This is a genomic window from Sphingomonas adhaesiva (assembly GCF_002374855.1).
Taxonomy (GTDB): domain Bacteria; phylum Pseudomonadota; class Alphaproteobacteria; order Sphingomonadales; family Sphingomonadaceae; genus Sphingomonas; species Sphingomonas adhaesiva.
Genome location: NZ_NWVC01000001.1, coordinates 139757 through 157669 on the forward strand (window position 1 = coordinate 139757; position 17913 = coordinate 157669).

Below are 17913 nucleotides of genomic sequence, written 5' to 3' on the forward strand. Positions count from 1 at the left end.
GGCGGGGCGACCGCCAGGCGATCGCCCCGACCGGATTAGAAGCGGTACTTCAGCCCCGCCTGGAACGAACGGGCGTTGCCGACCGTGCCGTTCTCCTCGAACGTCGGGTTCTGGCCCGAACCGGCGCCCCATGCCGAATAGTTGCGGTTGACGGTGTCGAACACGTTGAAGGCGGCGAAGCTTGCCTCCAGATCATGGCCCCACGGCATTTCGAACGTCTTTGCGACCCGCAGGTCGAGGTTCGAATAGGCGAAGGTTTCCTTCGGGTAGAACTTCCCGCCCAGGTTGCCGAAGCAGCACGCTTCCTGGGGCTGGTTGGGCAGGCCGAAGACGATATTGCCGAACGACGGCCCGGACCCGAGGGTCAGGGTGCCCGAGAAGCGGACGTCGAACGGCAGCTTGACGATACCGGTGCCGACGAAGCGATACTTCTCGGTGCCCGGCACGTTCTGCCAGCCATAGACGCGCTGATCGGGGCCGTTGAAGAATTCGTCCGAACCCAGTTCCTGCGCGACGTTGGTGCGCGGACGCTGCAGCGTCAGCGAGGTGGTGAAGCCCCAGCCCGAGGCATCCGAATACGGCTTCTCTGCGGTGATGTAGATCGCGTTGTACACCGCTTCGCCATCGTTGCGGCCGATGTTCAGCTTGCCGTTGTAGCCGGCCAGATCACCCGCCTTCGCCGGACATGCAGCGAAGTCGACATCGGGCATCTGGTCCTGGATCCAGGTGTTGCCGCCATCGGTGCAGCCGATCACGTTGCCAGCCCCGTCACGCTGCAGCAGGCGCGTGTACCAGCCGTTCGAGTAGCGGTTGCCGCGGACGAACTGGAAGATGTTGTGGCTGCGGATGTGGCTGAACGCCAGCGACGTTTGCACCGGGCCGAACCGCTTGCGGATGCCGATGTTGAACTGGTCCGAATAGGGCAGCTTCGTATCGTTGTTCAGCAGCCAGACGTCGCCGCCCTGTCCCTGGGCGATCGCCGCGGCGCGGAGCGTGTCGACGTTCTTGAACGCCGGATTGTATTGCGTGTAGCTGCGCGGCAGCGTCCCGCCGCTGGCCGCGGCCACCGCGACGCAGGTCGGCTGGTTCGGGCCGTCGCAGAAGTTCAGGCGCGACGTCGACTGATAATAGGATTTGATGGTCTCGATGCCGGCGGTGATGAACAGCGGGCGGTCGAAATAGCGGCCGGCACCGGCGAACAGGATCAGGTCGCGGTCGCCTTTGACGTCGTAGGAGACGCCGATGCGCGGCTGGAACGCCTTCCAGTACGGACGACGGTTGTCGCCATTTGAGATGTAATCCTCCGCGTTGATCCCGGCAGCCTGCCAGCCGGCATAGTTGCGCAGCGCATTGGCGATCGCCGACGGGGTGACGAAATTCTCGTTCTTGGCGTCGGTTTCGAAATCCCAGCGGATGCCGGCGTTGACCGTCCAGTGATCGTCCGGCGTCCAGTCGTCCTGGATGAACACGCCGACCTGGGTGTTGTTGGTCTGTGCCGCGCGTACCGGGACGGTCGATACCTCGGCGGCGAACGGTGTCGAGGCATCGAAAGAGGTGTAGTTGGGGCCTTCGAAGAAATAGGTTCCGTTGCCGCGGAAGTCTTCCTCGCGCGACAGCTTGTTGAACGCCAGGCGCAGGCCGCCCTTGATGATGTGGGTGTCGCCGGTCAGCGTGACGTTGTTCTTGATCGTCAGCGTGCGCTGCTTGTCATATTGTTCGAACGACGCGCCACCCAGTGCGGCGATCGTGTCCGTGCTCGGCTGAAGAGCCGGGGGGACACGACCGGGGGTCAGGATCTGCTCCGGCGCCTGCGTGACGCGCGGCGTGCCGTTCTGCACCTTCTGATAGGCGACGGTGAATTCGTTCAGCCAGTTGGTGCCGCGGTGCGCCCATTCGAACTGGAACAGGTCGTTGTTGCTTTCCAGCGTGCGGCCATGTTCCGGGACCGAGGTGCCGCCGAAGTCGGACAGGTTGCTTTCACGCCGCAGGAAGGTGCTGAGGTTCACCGTGTCGGCGTCGGTGGCGAAGAACGTCAGCTTGCCGAAGTACAGCCGCTGGCTGAAATCCTTCGGTGCGGTGCCGTTGTAGCGGCTGGCGATCGCGGCGGGCACGCCCTGCGACGTCTGCAGGTTGATCGCGTCGGAGGCCAGCTTCTGGTCGGTACCCTCGAAGGCGGCGAAGAAGTGGAGCACGTCCTTGATGATCGGGCCGCCCAGGTCCGCCCCATATTGCCAGCGGTTGTAATCCGGCTTGGCAATGGCGCCGGTAGGATTGTTGGCATTGCCCGGGCGATCGAAGAACGGACGGCCGATGAACGATTTGGGCTGCCACTCGCCGAAGGCGCCGCCGTGGAATTCGGTGCCGCCCGTCTTCGTGACCGCTGTAATGATCGCGGAGCCGGCCTGCTCATATTCCGCCTTGAAGTTCTGGGTATCGACCTTGAACTCCTGGATTGCGGACTGCGGGAAGGGGTTGCCCAGCGAGAAGTTCTGGCCGGCGACGCCGCCGTGGTTGACGGGGTTCTTCAGGCTGAGGCCGTCGATGAAGACGTTGATGTTGTCCGCACTGGTCGCGCCCGCCTGAACCCGGCGCGCACCGGCGGACGGCGAGACGTTGACGCCCGGCGCCAGCGCGGCGAAGTTGAGGAAGTTACGGTCGTTCTGCGGCAGGTTTTCGATCTGCGCCTGGCTGACGCTGGTCGAAACGGTCGCGCTGCGCACTTCCTGCTGGCGGGTGCCGACCACGACGATGTCGTTGCCGCTGGCCTCTGCGGGCGCCCCCGCACCGGCGCCCTCGGCAGGCGCGCCGCCCTCCGGGACATCGAACGTGATGGTCAGGCCGACGGGCAGCACGACGCTGCGCGGCTGGCGACCCTCAACCTCGATGCGGTAGGTGCCCGGACGCAGGCCGGTAATGGCGTACGTGCCGTTGGCACCGGTACGTGCGGTGATGCGCTGACCGGTATTGCCGTCGATCGCCGTCACGGTGGTGCCCGGGCGCGCGCCGACGACGGTGCCGCGGACGGCGGAGGTGGCCTGAGCGATAGCCGCTGACGGCGCCATCAGCGCGGCGCCAAGCGCCAGTGACGAAATGCCGAGTGCCAAAGCGTGACCCGAAGGCAAACGAGACCGCATGTTCAGTTCCTCCCCAGACCGGCCCTGTGAAACCGGTTACAGTTCGTTATCAAGCAACGGTTCGGATGTGCCTCCGTAACCGGTTACAACTCGCGACGAAGCAACCCCTGTTCCGTCGCGTTCTGGAAGCGCCAATGCCGGTCGAAAGTCAATCCGGTTCGGGCATATGTCGTTACGGCCGTGCCGCTCAGCGCGCGGGTGTGGCCGCCGCGCTACAGTTGCGCGCCACAAAGGCGGCGTGATCGGGCATCCGCGCGGCGACGTCGTCGATCACCGCTTCGATATCGCGCAGGTACGCGAGCGCGTCGGCGTCGGGGATCAGATCGACCATCGGATCGTGCCGCATCGCCAGCCCCTGGCCGATCAGTACCTGCACCCAGCTTTCCTCGCGGAACAGCTCGGCGCGCGAGTGCAGGAAGAAGCGCGCCGAGGTGCGGAACAGCTCCAGCCGCTCGGCCAGCGAATCCGGGATCGCCATGTGCTTGACGTAGGCCCAGAACGGCGTGTCCTCGCGCTCGGTCACCTTGTAGTGCGCGATGATGAAGTCGCGGATGTCGGCCATCTCGAACGCGGTCTGGCGATTGTATTCGGCGACGTCGGCGGGCTTCACGCCCTCGCCCGGGAACAGCGCGACGATCCGCAGCAACGCGGTCTGGATCAGGTGGATGCTGGTCGATTCCAGCGGCTCCAGGAACCCGCTCGACAGGCCGATCGCGACGACGTTCTTCTCCCACGCGCGCAGGCGGCGGCCGGGCGCGAAGCGCACCGGGCGCGGGTCGGCGAGCGGCGCGGCATCGAGGTGCGCGAGCAGCGTGGCGGCGGCATCGTCGTCCGAGATGTGATCGCTGGCGTAGACATGGCCGTTGCCGATGCGGTGCTGAAGCGGGATGCGCCATTGCCACCCGGCATCGCGCGCGGTGGAGCGGGTATAGGGGGTCAGCGGCGCGACGCTGGCGCACGGCACCGCCAGCGCACGGTCGCACGGCAGCCAGTGGCGCCAGTCCTCATACCCCACGCCCAGCGCCTGGCCGAGCAGCAGCGAGCGCATCCCCGAACAGTCGATGAACAGGTCGCCGTCCACCGTCCGGCCGTCCGCCAGCACGACATGGTCGACATGCCCGTCCTCGCCGCGGCAGACGATGTCGACGATCCGCCCCTCGATCCGCGTGACGCCGCGGGCCTCCGACTGGGCGCGCAGATGCCGGGCGAACAGCGAGGCGTCGAAATGATAGGCATAGTCCAGCCCCGCCAGCGGCGAACCCGGGTTGCGCGCGTCGGGCATGCAGAAGCGGTTGCGCCGCGCCGCCAGGCAGTTGAGCGCGTAGAAATCGAACGGCTTCGCCTGACCGCGCGCGGCATATTTGAGCCAGAACTGGTGGGTATGCAGCCACAGCAGATCCTGCCCGATCGTGCCGAAGCCGTGGATGTAGCTGGTGCCCTTCGCGCGCCAGTCGACGAATTCGATCCCCAGTTTGAACGTCGCCTGGGTCGCGCGGATCATCTCCACCTGATCCAGCCCGGCCAGTTCCAGGAAGGTGCGGATCGCGGGGATCGTCGCCTCGCCGACGCCGATCGTGCCGATCTCGTCCGATTCGATCAGGCGGATATCGAACCCCCCGCCGGCGAACAGCCGCGACAGCAGCGCCGCCGCCATCCACCCCGCCGTGCCGCCGCCGACGATCGTGACCTTGCGCACCGCGCGCGCCAGCCCGTCGTTCATCGCGCCAGCCACCCGCCGGTGAAGCCCGCGCGCTCCAGCCCGCGGCGGATCACGGGGGAGCGGCGCATGACACGCCAGACGCCTTCGTTGCGGGTATTGGCGATCGCGCCCAGGATCGCGCCCTGGTCGATGCCCAGATAATCCTTCGCCACCCAGCCGCTGGTCTTGCTGACGGTGCCGGTCGATACCTTGGGCACGTCGTAGCGGAAGCTGGGGTTGAAGCTGTCGAGGAAGCCGTAGCGGCCGTACAGGCCCGGCCAGCGGCGCATCGCATTGGCGGCCGGCACGACGATGTCGGGCGCGAACGCCAGGCTGCCGAGCGCGGCGGTGGGGGCAAGCGTGCCGTCGTCGCGCTCGTCCGGCTGGCCGAGCGGGCCGCGGGCGGAATAGCCGAAGAAGGTCGCCTGCCGCCCCTTGAACGGCAAGGTGACGTCGGCGGGGCCGTCGCAGGCGGTCAGCCCCCAGATATCGCGGCCATACCCGTCCCAGCGCATCGGATTGGCGATGCAATAGGCACGGTTGGCATAGGTGGCGCGGCGGCTGTTCTCGAAATAGTCGAGCCGCTCGCGGCGCATCGTGGCATCGCGGATGCCGCGGAAGTCGATCCACATCTGGCTGTACTGATGGCCGAACAGCGGGGCGAAGGCGAGGTGGCGCGTGGCGCCTTTGCCGCGCCAGAACGCCGAATAGGTCGACGACCAGGCGTCCCACGCGCCATCCGCCAGTGGCCGCGCGCCAGAGCCCAAGCCGACGATATAGACCATCATCCCTTCGTTATAGCCGTCCCACGCGCGTTCGATGAAGCCGCGTTCGGGGTGCCAGCCCATCGACACCGTGCCGCGATCGTTGGTGAACCAGCGCCAGTCGGCACGGTCGACGATGCGCTGCGCCAGTCGGCGGATCGCCGCCTCGTCCGCGTCGGCGCCGTCGAACCATGCGCCGGCGAACAGGATGCCGAGGAACAGCAGGGTCGTATCGACGCTCGACAATTCCGTCTCGCGAAAGCGCAGCCCGGTTTCCATATCGAGGAAGTGGTAGAAGAACCCCTTGTGCCCGGCGGTGCCGCTGCGCGCATCGCCCTGCGGCAGGGTGTCGAAGGTGCGCAGCGTCGCCAGCGTGCGGGCGCGGGCCTGGGTGCGGGTGATCCAGCCGCGCTCCACGCCGATCGGATAGGCCGTCAGTCCGAAGCCGACCGCCGCGATCGAGGAGAAGGCCGGCGTCGGCCAGCGATCCGGCACCAGTCCGTTTCGCGGATTGGCGGTGTTCCAGAAGAAGTCGAAGGTGCGCCGTTCGAGGTCGCCGAACCACGCGGGCAGCGCCGGCGCGGCCGGCGCGCCCGCGGCGACGGGGGCGAAGCTGGCGGCGCCGACGGCCATGGCCCCGCCGATCAGCGCGCGGCGGTCGGTGACGATGGTCATGTCAAAGGGTCTCCGGAGCGCCGCTGCTGCGACGGACGATCAGTTCGGGAATGATGAGGTCGGGGTCGCGCGCGCCGTGCGTGGCGGATGACAGGCCGGGCGAGATCAGCGCCAGCAGCCGGTCGATCGCGCGCGATCCCATGTCGACCAGCGGGACGTGCGCGGTGGTCAGGCCCAGGTAGCGGGCGAGCGGCACGTCGTCGAACCCGGTCACTGCTACCTGCTCGGGCACTTGGCGCCCGGCATCGCGCAGCGCCTGCAGCGCGCCGAACGCCATCATGTCGTTGGCGGCGACGACCGCGTCGAACGGCGTGCCCTCCGCGACCAGCGCGGCGACCGCCGCGGTGCCGGATTCCTCGAAGAAGTCGCCTGCGACGATCCGTACCGGCGCGTCGGGGAAATGATCGCGCATCGCGGCGGCAAAGGCGTCGCGGCGCGCGACCGCATCGACATTGCCGACCGGGCCGGCGATATGCACCGGCGCGCGTCGTCCGGTCGCGGCCAGATGCGCGACGGCGGCGCGGATGCCGGCGGCATTGTCGACGCGTATCCCCGCGCGATCGCCCGACGGAACGGTATTGAGCATGACCGTCGGCAGCCCACGCGGCAGCGCCGCCTCCAGCGCATCGGCGGTCAGGTGCGGCGCCATCACGATCAGTCCGTCGACCCGGCCGCGCATCGTGCGCATCGCCTGTGCCGCCAGTTCGGCATCGGCGTGCATGTTCGACAGCAGCAGGTGATAGCCCGCGGGCGTCACCGCGCGATCCATGCCGCGCACGATTTCCGAGAAGAACTCCCCGTGCAGGTCGGGCAGGACGACGCCGATCGCCTGTGTACGCGCCAGCGACAGGCTGCGCGCACCGGCATGGGGCACATATCCCAGCGCCGAGATAGCGGCACGGACCCGCTCGCGCGTGTCGGGATGGACGTTGGCGTGATCGTTGAGCACGCGGGACACGGAGGCGACCGATACGTCGGCGGCGCGGGCTACATCGCGAATCGTCGACGACGCCATGATCCTGCCACGCTCCCCTTCCAAAAACCGTTTGCCGCATTTGCCCGGCAACGGCTACGTAACCGGTTACATGGCGCGGCGAAAGCGATTTCGAATCGCGCGCCGGCCCGGCCCGGGGCCGTCAGGGAGAGAGATGCGATGAGCGATACCACCACCACCACGCGCCCGGCGTCCGGCACGATCACGCGGCGCGGCGCGCTGCTGGGTGCCGGTGCGATCGCGGCATGGGCGGCAAGCCCCGCGCGCGCGATGCTGGATGCGGCGGAGGCGGGCGGCCTGCCGGCGTCGGTCGAGGCGCTGATCGGGCGGATGACGATCGAGGAGAAGTGCGGGCAGCTGAACCTGATGCCCGCCGCCTGGGGCGGGGGCGTGGCCACCGCGTTGAACCCGCCCACTAACGGCCCCAGTTTCGACGGGCAGCTGGCCGATGTGGTCGCGGGGCGGATCACCGGCGTGTTCAACGGCAATGGCGCGGAGATGGCGCGCCGGATGCAGACCGCGGTGATGCGCCAGTCGCGGCTGAAGATCCCGCTGATCTTCGCCGCGGACGTCATCCACGGCCATCGCACGATCTTCCCGGTGCCGGTGGGCGAGGCGGCGAGCTTCGAACCCGATCTGGCGCGTCGCACCGCCCGGGTCGCCGCATACGAGGCGGCGGGCGCGGGGATCGACTGGACGTTCTTCCCGATGGTCGACATCGCGCGCGACCAGCGGTGGGGCCGGACGATGGAGGGCGCGGGCGAAGACCCGCGGCTGGGAGAGCTGTTCGCGGTCGCGCGGGTCAAGGGGTTCCAGGGCGACGACCTGACCGCGAACGATGCGGTGATGGCGTGCGTCAAGCATTTCGCGGCCTATGGCGCCGGGGAATCGGGGCTGGATTACAATAGCGTCGACCTGTCCGAACGGACGCTGCGCGAGGTGTATCTGCCGCCGTATCGCGCCGGTTTCGGTGCGGGGGCGGGCAGCGGCATGGCGTCGTTCAACGAGATCGCCGGCATCCCCTCGCACGGCAATCCGTGGCTGTTGCAGAAGATCCTGCGCGACGAATGGGGCTACAAGGGCTTCATCGTCGGCGATTATACCGGCGACGAGGAAATGATCGCGGCGGGCTTCGCCAGGGATTCGCGCGACGCGACGCGGATCGCGTTCCTGGCGGGCGTCGACATGTCGATGGCCAGCAACAATTACTGGCTGCACCTGCCCGGGCTGGTGCGCGACGGCACCGTCCCGCAGGAAGTGCTCGACCGATCGGTCCGCCGCGTGCTGGCCGCCAAGCACATGCTGGGGCTGTTCGACGATCCGTTCCGCCGCATCGACGCCAAGCGCGAGAAGGCGCGTACCCGCGCCAAGCCTAGCCTGGCGCTGGCGCGGGAGGCGGCGCGGCGGTCGATCGTGATGCTGAAGAACGACGGCGACGTGCTGCCGCTGTCAAAATCTGCGAAGGTCGCGCTGATCGGGCCGTTCGCCGAGGGGCAGCACGACCTGAACGGACCGTGGGTCGTCTATGGCGACAATGCGCAGGCGGTCGATCTGGCCACCGGCGTGCGCGCGGCGGGCGTGGCGAGCGTGACCGTCACCGCCGGGTCGGGTGTCGAGCAGGCGCTGCCGGGCGGGATCGCGGCGGCGGTGGCGGCGGCGCAGGCGGCGGACGTCGTCGTGCTGGCGATCGGCGAGTCGGAAAGCATGTCAGGCGAGGCGCAGTCGCGGACTGAGATCGTCGTGCCCGCGCCGCAACAGGAACTGGCTGAGGCGGTGGCGAAGACCGGCAAGCCGGTGGTCGTCGTCCTCAAGAACGGGCGCGGGCTGGCGCTGGCGGGCGCGGTGCGCGCGGCGCCGGCGATCCTGGTGACGTGGTTCCTGGGGTCGGAGAGCGGCCATGCGATCGCCGACGTGCTGTTCGGGGCGTACAGCCCGTCGGGGCGGCTGCCGTGCAGCTTCCCGTACGAAAGCGGGCAGGAGCCGTATCACTATGCGCACAAGGCGACCGGGCGACCGGCCGCAACGCTGACCGAGCCGTACAAGGCCAAGTACCGCACCACGTTGAACGAGGCGCTGTACCCGTTCGGTCATGGTCTGACCTATGGCAAGATCGCCTATTCGGACCTGCGCGTGCCCGCCACGATGGCGTGGGACGGGACGCTGGAAGTGTCCGCCACGGTTGCCAACACCGGCACGCGCGCGGCGGAGGAGGTGGTGCAGCTGTACGTCCACGACCGGGTCGCCAGCATCACCCGGCCGGTGCGCGAGATGAAGGCGTTCCGCAAGGTTGCGCTGGCCCCCGGCGCGCGCGAGACGGTGACGTTCCGGCTGACGCGTGCCGACCTGGAGTTCATCGGGCTGGAGATGAAGCCGACCGTCGAGCCGGGGCAGTTCGACCTGTGGATCGCGCCATCGGCACAGGCCGAGGGGGTGAAGGGGACGTTCGAGCTACGCGCAGCCTGACCGCGCGGCGCCCCTTCGCCGCGGCGGGGTGGGGGGGGGGCGTCAGTCCTTCGCAGTGCCCGGTTCGGCCATGTTGCGGTGCATCCGGGCGGTCACCTCGGGCGGGACGACGTGCGCGACGGCGGCCTGGAGCTTGTTCTTCCAGCCCGACACGATCAAGTGGCGCCCGGCCATCAGCGCGTCCCAGCCGTCCTGCGCCACCTTCGCCGGATCGGACTTGCGATCCGAGGTGCCGACGTCGGTGTCCATCATGTCGGCCCGGTCGAAGAATTCGGTGTCGACCGGCCCCGGCATCAGCGTGGTCAGCGTGATCCCCTTGCAATCGCGCAATTCGTCGCGCAGCGCATCGGTGAAGCTGTCCACGAACGCCTTCGTCCCGTTGTAGACCGCCTGGAAGCTTCCCGGGATGAAGCCGGCGATCGACCCGGTGACCAGCACCTTGCCCGCATCGCGCGCGGTCATGTCGCGCAGTACGCGCTGGAGCAGATAGAGCGTACCGGTGATGTTCGTGTCGACGACGCGGCGCCAGTCGGCAACGTCCTGTTCCAGGAACCCGCGCCCCAGCCCGCGCCCGGCATTGGCGCACAACAGGTCGACCTGCCGCCCCTGTGCCGCATCGAGCAACCGGTCGACGCCCTGGATGGTCGACAGGTCGGCCTCGACCGGCGTCACCCCGGTGCCGAACTGGCGGAAGTCGGCGGCGGCGGCGTCGATCAGCGGCTCGTCGGCGACGACCAGAATGTCGTAGCCGTTCTTCGCCGCCAGTGTCGCCAGTTCGAACCCGATACCGGTCGATGCGCCGGTGATGATCGCGAATTTATTGGCCATGTCGGCTCTCCTCAGCGGTCCATGCCGGGTTTCAGGACGATCTTGGTCACCTCGTCCTGCTGATCGTGGAACAGGCGATACCCCTCCGGCCCAGCGCTGAGCGGCATGCGGTGCGAGATGAGGAAGGTGGTGTCGATCTTCCCCTCCAGGATCGCGGTCAGCAGCGCGGGCAGGTAGCGTTGCACATGGGTCTGCCCGGTCTTGAGCGTCAGCCCCTTTTCCATGAACGCGCCCAGCGGCCATTTGTCGACGAACCCGCCATAGACCGCCGGCATCGACACGCGGCCGCCCTTGCGACAGGCGATGATCGCCTGGCGGTTGGCGTGCGCGCGGTCGGTGCCAAGGAAGGTCGATGCCTTGATCTGGTCGATGACGTTGTCGACGAAGAAGCCGTGCGCCTCCAGCCCGACCGCGTCGATGACCGCGTCGGGGCCGATCCCGCCGGTCATCTCCATCAGCGCGTCATAGACGGCCGTTTCCTCGTAATTGACGATCTGCGCGCCGAAGCGTTTGGCGAGCGCGAGGCGGTTGGGGAAATGGTCGATCGCGATCACTCGCTCGGCACCCATCAGGAACGCCGACTGGATCGCGAACAGCCCCACCGGGCCGCAGCCCCATACCGCCACCGTGTCGCCCGGTTCGATATCGGCATTCTCCGCCGCCATCCAGCCGGTGGGCAGGATGTCGGACAGGAACAGGACCTGTTCGTCCTCCACCCCGTCGGGCACGACGATCGGGCCGACGTCGCTGAACGGCACGCGGACATATTCAGCCTGCCCGCCGGCATAGCCGCCGGTCATGTGGCTGTAGCCGAACAGCCCGCTCATCGGCTGGCCGTACAATTGCTGGGCAATATCCTGATTGTCGGCGGGCAGGCCGTTGTCGCAGGCGGAAAACTGCTGCTTTCCGCAATGGTAGCAACTGCCGCACGAGATGGTGAAGGGGACCACGACGCGCTGGCCCTTCTTCAGCGTCGATCGGGGGCCGACGTCGACCACCTCGCCCATGAATTCATGGCCCAGGATGTCGCCCGACTGCATCGTCGGGATATAGCCGTCGTACAGGTGCAGGTCGGAGCCGCAGATGGCGGTCGACGTCACCTTGATGATGGCGTCGCGCGGGTTGATGATGCCGGGATCGTCGACGGTATCGACGCGCACGTCGTGCTTTCCATGCCAGGCGATCGCTTTCACAGCCCCATCTCCTCGAACTGGCGCAGGTTCATCGCCGGGGTGGCGATCTCGCCGGTTTCCATCAGCTGCTTGAACCGGCGCAGGTCGCGGCGCGCCTGGATCGCGGGTTCGCGCTGGAACATCTTGGCGATCACCTTGCCCACGATCCCGCCGGGCGGGTCGTAGACGATCGTGGCGGTCACCACCGTGCCGCGCGCGCCGGCATCGCGGAAGGTGACGCGGCCCGAATTGGGGACGTCGGCGCCTTCCTCGCTGGTCCATTCCAGCAGGCTGTTCGCCTCCTGCGCGGTCAGCCGCGCGTCCCATTCGACCGTGCCGCCGCCGGGCGCCTTGACCACCCAGTGCGAGCGGGCGTCTTCCAGCAGATCGACCGAGACGACATTTTCCATGAAGGTCGGCAGGTTGGTGAAATCGCGGAAGAAGGCATAGACCTCGCCCACCGGGCGGTTGATCGTCACCGCCTGCGCGGTGATCGCGTCGCCGGTATCGTGCGCGAAGGCGTCGCCAGCGGCGCGCCGGTGCTTGGAGGCGGCGGCAGACCCGTCGTCGTGCTGTTCGGCCATGGGGCGGCTCCGTTGTTGCGAAGCCGGTCAAGCGCGGGGTGGGCCATCCTGTTCCGATGAAAAATCAAAGCGTTGATGTGGATCAGCATGTCTGTCGGCGGCGGGGGGCGGCCGGCGAATGTTGCGAATGTTGAGACGCTGGCGGGGTCGGCGGCGAATGTTGAGGGGCGGGCGAGGGGCATCGCCACGGGGTAGCGCGGCGGGGCTGGTGTAGGACAGGGCGGGGGTGATCCGTCGTGGCGGACGTGGCCTGGGTTCGGCTGTGCGGCCGGTCGCAGGCGGTGGTGTTTGCGGGACGGTGGACCCCGGAACACGTCCTGGGTGACGGGAGTGGGTTTTGCGACGGTCTCGTGTTCGCCGGGGTGACGGTGTGGGTGGGGCTGCGCGCTTGTGAGGTGACGTTGCCGCTGGAGCCTCCGGGAGGCCCCAGCTTTCGCTGGGGCGACGGTTTGGGGCTAGGGCGACGGTTTGGGCGACGTGTCGGGGTGATCTTCGGGCTTACGGGCCGTTGGCGGCCAGTTCCGCGAGCCAGACGTCGGCAGTGCCGTCCGACGGGGCGCGCCAGTCGCCGCGGGGGGAGAGGGCGCCGCCGGACGATACCTTCGGCCCGTTGGGGATCGCCGAGCGCTTGAACTGGCTGATCTGGAAGAAGCGGAACAGGAAGCGTTCCAGCCAGTGGCGGATCATGTCGAGATCGTAGGCGACGCGCGCGCCGTCCGGGTAACCGAGCGGCCACGCCCCCGCGCCGGCATCGCGCCACGCATGCCACGCCAGGAACGCGACCTTCGACGGGGCGAGGCCATGGCGGATCACGTAATGCGCGAAGAAATCGTTGAGCGCATAGGGGCCGATGCGGCTTTCGGTGCTTTGCAGCTCCGCACCCGGCACCAGTTCGGGCGAGATTTCCTGGTTGAGGATCGCGTCCAGCACCGCGTCGGTCGCCGCATCATATTGGTCGGTGGCGATGCACCAGCGGATCAGGAACTGGATCAGCGTCTTGGGCACGCCGGCATTGACCGCATAATGGCTCATCTGGTCGCCGACGCCATAGGTGCACCAGCCCAGCGCCAGTTCCGACAGGTCGCCGGTGCCGACGACCAGCCCGTCGCGCTGGTTGGCGATACGGAACAGGTAATCGGTGCGCAGGCCCGCCTGCACGTTTTCGAACGTGACGTCGTACACCGGCTCGCCCCGGCCATAGGGGTGGCCCATGTCCTGCAGCATCCGCGTGGCGGCGGGGCGGATGTCGATTTCCTCCGCGGTGACGCCCAGCGCGCGCATCAGCGTCCAGGCATTGCCCTTCGTCCCCTCGCTGGTGGCGAAGCCGGGCATGGTGATGCCCAGGATATCGGTGCGCGGGCGGCCGAGCCGGTCGAGCGCCTTGGCCGCGACGATCAGCGCATGGGTGCTGTCCAGCCCGCCCGACACGCCGATCACCAGCCGCCGTGCGCCCGACGCGACCAGCCGCTTGGCGATGCCCTGTACCTGGATGTTGAACGCCTCATAGCAATCCTCGTCCAGCGCGGCGGGATCGTTGGGCACGAACGGGAAGCGGCGCAGGTCGCGGCGCAGCCCGACGTCGGCGCCCGACGGTGCGAACGCAAAGGCGATCCGGCGGACGCGCGTTTCGGGATGCCCGGCGAGGCGCGCGGCATCGTGGAAGGTGCCGTTGCGAAGGCGTTCCTGTACCAGCCGTTCCAGATCGACGTCGGCGGCGACCAGCCCCGCCTCACGCGCGAAGCGGGGCGATTCGGCCAGCAGCTCGCCCAGTTCGTGCACGCTGCCCTGGCCGTCCCATGCCAGATCGGTGGTGCTTTCGCCCGGCCCGGCCGCCGAATAGACATAGGCGCAGGCCGCGCGCGCCGATTGCGCGGCGGACAGCATCATGCGTTCGCGCGACTTGCCGATGACGACGTTCGACGCCGACAGGTTGCAGCACACCAGCGCACCGGCCAGCGCGCCGAGCGTAGAGGGCGGGGTGGCGGCCCAGTAATCCTCGCAGATTTCGGCGTGGAAGACGAAATCGGGCATCGCATCGGCGGCGAAGATCAGGTCGGTGCCGAACGGCACGTCGGCATCGCCCACCCGCATCGTCAGCCCGGTCAGCCCGGCGCCGGGGGCGAACCAGCGCTTTTCGTAATATTCGCGGTAATTGGGCAGGAACGTCTTGGGCACCACCCCCAGCACGCGCCCCCCCGCGATCGCCACCGCGCAGTTGTAAAGCCGTCCCCCGCGTTCCAGCGCCGCGCCGACCAGCAGCACCGGGCGCAGCGACGCGCTGGCCGCGCGCACCGCCTCCACCGCGTCGCGGGTCGCCGCCTGTAGCGCGGACTGCAGGTGCAGGTCGTCGATCGCATAGGAGGTGAGGCTGAGTTCGGGGAAGACGACCAGGTCCACGCCCTCGTCATGCGCGCGGCGGGCTAGCGCGATCGCCTCGGCCGCGTTGCGCGCGGGATCGCCGACGGTCGCGGCCGGGGTGGCGGCGGCGACGCGCAGCAGGCGGTGGTGGTGGAGCGTGGGGAAAGCGGGGTTCATGCCGTTCGAATTACGCCGGTTCGGCAGCGTTTGCCACCTTCGCGCCGGGCAATGGCTGCGCTAGTCTGCGCGGCGATGACACAGCCCCCCGCCGCTCCGCGCGATCCCCTGGCATTCACGGTGCGCGGCGGCGACATGGGGCGGCGGATCGCCGCGCATGACTGGGCCGCCACGCCGCTGGGGCCGGTAGAGGACTGGCCGGCGGTGCTGCGCCACACGCTGGCGGTGATGCTGCCCGCGCAGGCGGAGATCGTGCTGTTCTGGGGGCCGCAGCAGGTCGCGCTGTACAACGATGCCTATGCGCCGACGATCGGGAACAAGCATCCCGCCGCGCTGGGCCGCCCGGCGTGCGAGACCTGGGCGGAATTGTGGGACGATCTGGAGCCGTTGCTGACGCATGTGCGCACCACCGGCGAAACCTATGCCGCGAAGGACCGCCCGTTCTACATCGAGCGCGCGGGATATGGCGAGCAGGTGTATTTTGACATCTCCTATTCGCCCGTCGCGCTGGACGACGGCAGCGTCGGCGGCGTGCTGTGCATCGTGTCGGAGACGACCGGGCGGGTGCGCGCGGCGCGCGAACTGTCGGAGGACCGCGCGCGCCTGCACCAGATGTTCGACCAGGCGCCCGGCTTCGTCGCGGTGCTGCGCGAACCGGGGCATGTGTTCGAACTGGCCAATGCCGCGTATCGCATGCTGGTGGACGGGCGCGAGGTAATCGGGCGCAGGGTGGACGACGCACTGCCAGAGGTGGTGTCGCAGGGGCTGCTTGGGCTGCTGGACGAGGTGCAGGCCACCGGCGCGGCGTTCCGCGGCGTCGACATGCCGGTGACGGTGCTGCGTGCCGACGGCACGCCGGAGGAGCGGCGGCTGGACTTCGTCTATCAACCGGTCACCGACGCGCAGGGGCAGGTGACGGCGATCTTCGTGCAGGGCATCGACCTGACCGAGCAGCATCGCGCGCTGGCCGCGCTGGCGCTGAGCCGCGACTCGCTGGAACTGGCGACGCGGATGGGGGAGATCGGGACGTGGGAATATGACCTGCGCACCGGCACCTTCACCGGTTCCGAACGCAATTGGGCGATGCACGGCTATCCGCCCGACACGGTCGCCACCCGGGCGCAGTTCCTGGCCGCGATCCATCCCGACGACCGCGCCGCGATGGCGGCATCGTTCGCGGCGGCGATCGACCCGGCGGTGCGCGCGCTGCACGACGTCGAATATCGCATCTTCCAGCCCGACGGGACGATGCGCTGGGTCGCGGTCACGGGGCGCGGCGTGTTCGATGGCGATGTGTGCACCCGCGCGATCGGCACGATCACCGACGTCACCGCGCGGCGCACCGAGGCGGATGCATTGCGCGAGAGCGAGCAGCGGTTCCGCGCGCTGGCCGACGAGATGGAGGCGCTGGTCTGGATGACCGACGAGACCGGGCGGTTCGTGTTCGCCAATGCCGGTTTCCAGAAGATCCTGGGCGTCGCGCCGGAAACGATGCTGCGCCACGGCTGGGCGCCGCTCCTGCGCGAGGAGCATCGCGCGATGCTGGCAGAGCGCATGCCGCTTTACTACCGCGAACCGCGCCCGTTGCGCGGGGACTATCCGCTGACGACCGCCGATGGCGGCACGATCTGGGCGCATGGCGTGTCGCAGCCGCGATATTCGGGCGACCGCTTCCTGGGCTATGTCGGCTGCGCGGTGGACGTGACCGAGCGGCATCTGGCGGGTGAGGCGCTGGAGGAACGGGTCGCCGAGCGTACCGCCGAACTGACCCGCCAGATCGCCGAGCGCGAGCGTGTCGAGGAGACGCTGCACCAGATGCAGCGGCTGGAGGCGGTGGGGCAGCTGACGTCGGGCGTGGCGCACGATTTCAACAATCTGCTGACCGTGGTGCTGGGCAATATCGAGATGATCGCCCATGCCGCCGCGAACGGCCCGCTGGACGCGCGCGCGCTGCAGCGGCTGGAGCATGTGCGGATCGCCGCCGAGCGCGGCGCGACGCTGACCGCGCAGCTGCTGGCCTTTTCGCGGCGGCAGCGGCTGGAGGCCAAAACGGTCGACCTGAACGACACCGTGCGCGCGCTGGCGCCGTTGATGGCGAGCACGCTGGGCCGCTCGATCGCGATCGAACAGGAGCTGGCGGACGGGATCTGGCCGGCGCTGGTCGACCCGACACAGATCGAGCTGATCCTGCTGAACCTGGCGATCAACGCGCGCGATGCGATGGCGGGCTGCGGCCGGCTGACGCTGTCGACCGCCAACGTCAGCCTGGATGCGCCGCAGCGCCCCGAGGAGCCGGTGGCGGGCGATTACATCCGCGTCGCGGTAAGCGACACCGGCACGGGCATGACCGACGAGGTGCTGGCGCGCGCATTCGAGCCGTTCTTCACCACCAAGGAAGTGGGCAAGGGTTCCGGCCTGGGGCTGGCGCAGGTGTTCGGTTTCGCCAAGCAATCGGGCGGCGGCGTGCGGATCGACACCGCGCCGGGGGAGGGGACGACCGTCAGCGTGTACCTGCCGCGCGCGCGCGATGCCGCCGCGGCGGCGGCGGTGCCCGCGGCCCCGGCGACGACGGCGGCGCCGATCGCGGGACGATGCATCTTGGTGGTGGATGACGAGGACAATGTGCGGCAGGTGACCGCCGACGCGCTGCGCGCGGCGGGATGCCGCGTGGTGGAGGCGGTGGACGGCGACACCGGGCTGCGCGCGCTGGCGCACACGCGCGGGATCGAGGCGGTGGTCGCCGACGTGGCGATGCCGGGGATGAACGGCGTCGAATTCGCCCGGCGGGCGCGGCGGCGGCACCCCGACCTGCCGGTGCTGTTCGTTACCGGCTATGCCGATATGGCGGCGATCGCCGACGTGCCGGAGGAACAGATCATCCGCAAACCCTATGCCCGCGACGCGTTGCTGGCGCGGGTGCGGCAGATGCTGGACCGTCCGGCGGCGGCGGGGGGCTGATCACCTTTCGATTGTCAGACTGTCGTGATCGGGTGAGCAGCGTCACCTGCGTATTCGGAACGTTGGCGATCACCTTCGCCGTCATGCCGGACTTGTTCCGGCATCCA

The 17913-nt window shown here is 68.7% G+C and carries 10 protein-coding genes; 2 read left to right on the forward strand and 8 right to left on the reverse strand.

Translation table 11 applies throughout. From position 1 onward, the window contains the following. Positions 1–35: 35 nt before the first annotated feature. The 4 genes from COA07_RS00745 to COA07_RS00760 all read right to left on the reverse strand — a co-directional run bounded on the left by COA07_RS00745 (position 36) and on the right by COA07_RS00760 (position 7230). The gene (locus tag COA07_RS00745; protein ID WP_245841938.1) at positions 36–3062 is read right to left on the reverse strand and encodes a TonB-dependent receptor; all 3027 of its coding nucleotides are present in this window, start codon (positions 3060–3062) and stop codon (positions 36–38) included. A 259-nt stretch (positions 3063–3321) separates the two neighbouring features. Then, on the reverse strand, positions 3322–4854 hold the full coding sequence (locus COA07_RS00750) for a tryptophan halogenase family protein (protein ID WP_066706231.1): 1533 nt from the start codon (positions 4852–4854) through the stop codon (positions 3322–3324). Next, positions 4851–6272 (reverse strand): glucoamylase family protein, encoded by a 1422-nt coding sequence (locus COA07_RS00755; RefSeq protein ID WP_096640327.1) that lies wholly within the window; start codon positions 6270–6272, stop codon positions 4851–4853. The genes COA07_RS00750 and COA07_RS00755 overlap by 4 nt, the downstream gene beginning before the upstream one ends. A gap of 1 nt (position 6273) precedes the next feature. After that, positions 6274–7230, reverse strand: a complete 957-nt coding sequence (locus tag COA07_RS00760) for a LacI family DNA-binding transcriptional regulator (protein ID WP_245841939.1) — start codon at positions 7228–7230, stop codon at positions 6274–6276. Between the two features lie 195 nt (positions 7231–7425). On the opposite strand from COA07_RS00760, the gene COA07_RS00765 reads away from it, so the two are divergent. After that, on the forward strand, positions 7426–9729 hold the full coding sequence (locus COA07_RS00765) for a glycoside hydrolase family 3 N-terminal domain-containing protein (protein WP_066710986.1): 2304 nt from the start codon (positions 7426–7428) through the stop codon (positions 9727–9729). Positions 9730–9771: 42 nt separating this feature from the next. Here the strand turns inward: COA07_RS00765 and COA07_RS00770 are convergent, their stop codons facing one another. The 4 genes from COA07_RS00770 to COA07_RS00785 form a co-directional block, all read right to left on the reverse strand. After that, positions 9772–10557: an SDR family NAD(P)-dependent oxidoreductase gene (locus COA07_RS00770; protein WP_066710985.1), complete on the reverse strand. Its 786-nt coding sequence runs from the start codon at positions 10555–10557 to the stop codon at positions 9772–9774. 11 nt (positions 10558–10568) lie between these two features. Beyond that, complete coding sequence (locus COA07_RS00775; protein ID WP_066710983.1) at positions 10569–11750, reverse strand: zinc-dependent alcohol dehydrogenase; 1182 nt, start codon at positions 11748–11750, stop codon at positions 10569–10571. Beyond that, on the reverse strand, positions 11747–12313 hold the full coding sequence (locus COA07_RS00780) for an SRPBCC family protein (RefSeq protein ID WP_066710981.1): 567 nt from the start codon (positions 12311–12313) through the stop codon (positions 11747–11749). Before COA07_RS00780 ends, COA07_RS00775 begins: the two co-directional genes overlap by 4 nt. Before the next feature lie 498 nt (positions 12314–12811). After that, positions 12812–14848: an NAD(+) synthase gene (locus tag COA07_RS00785; protein ID WP_066710979.1), complete on the reverse strand. Its 2037-nt coding sequence runs from the start codon at positions 14846–14848 to the stop codon at positions 12812–12814. Between the two features lie 75 nt (positions 14849–14923). Here COA07_RS00785 and COA07_RS00790 point away from each other — a divergent pair, with 75 nt between their 5' ends. Beyond that, positions 14924–17806: a PAS domain S-box protein gene (locus tag COA07_RS00790; protein ID WP_141396451.1), complete on the forward strand. Its 2883-nt coding sequence runs from the start codon at positions 14924–14926 to the stop codon at positions 17804–17806. Positions 17807–17913 lie beyond the last annotated feature (107 nt).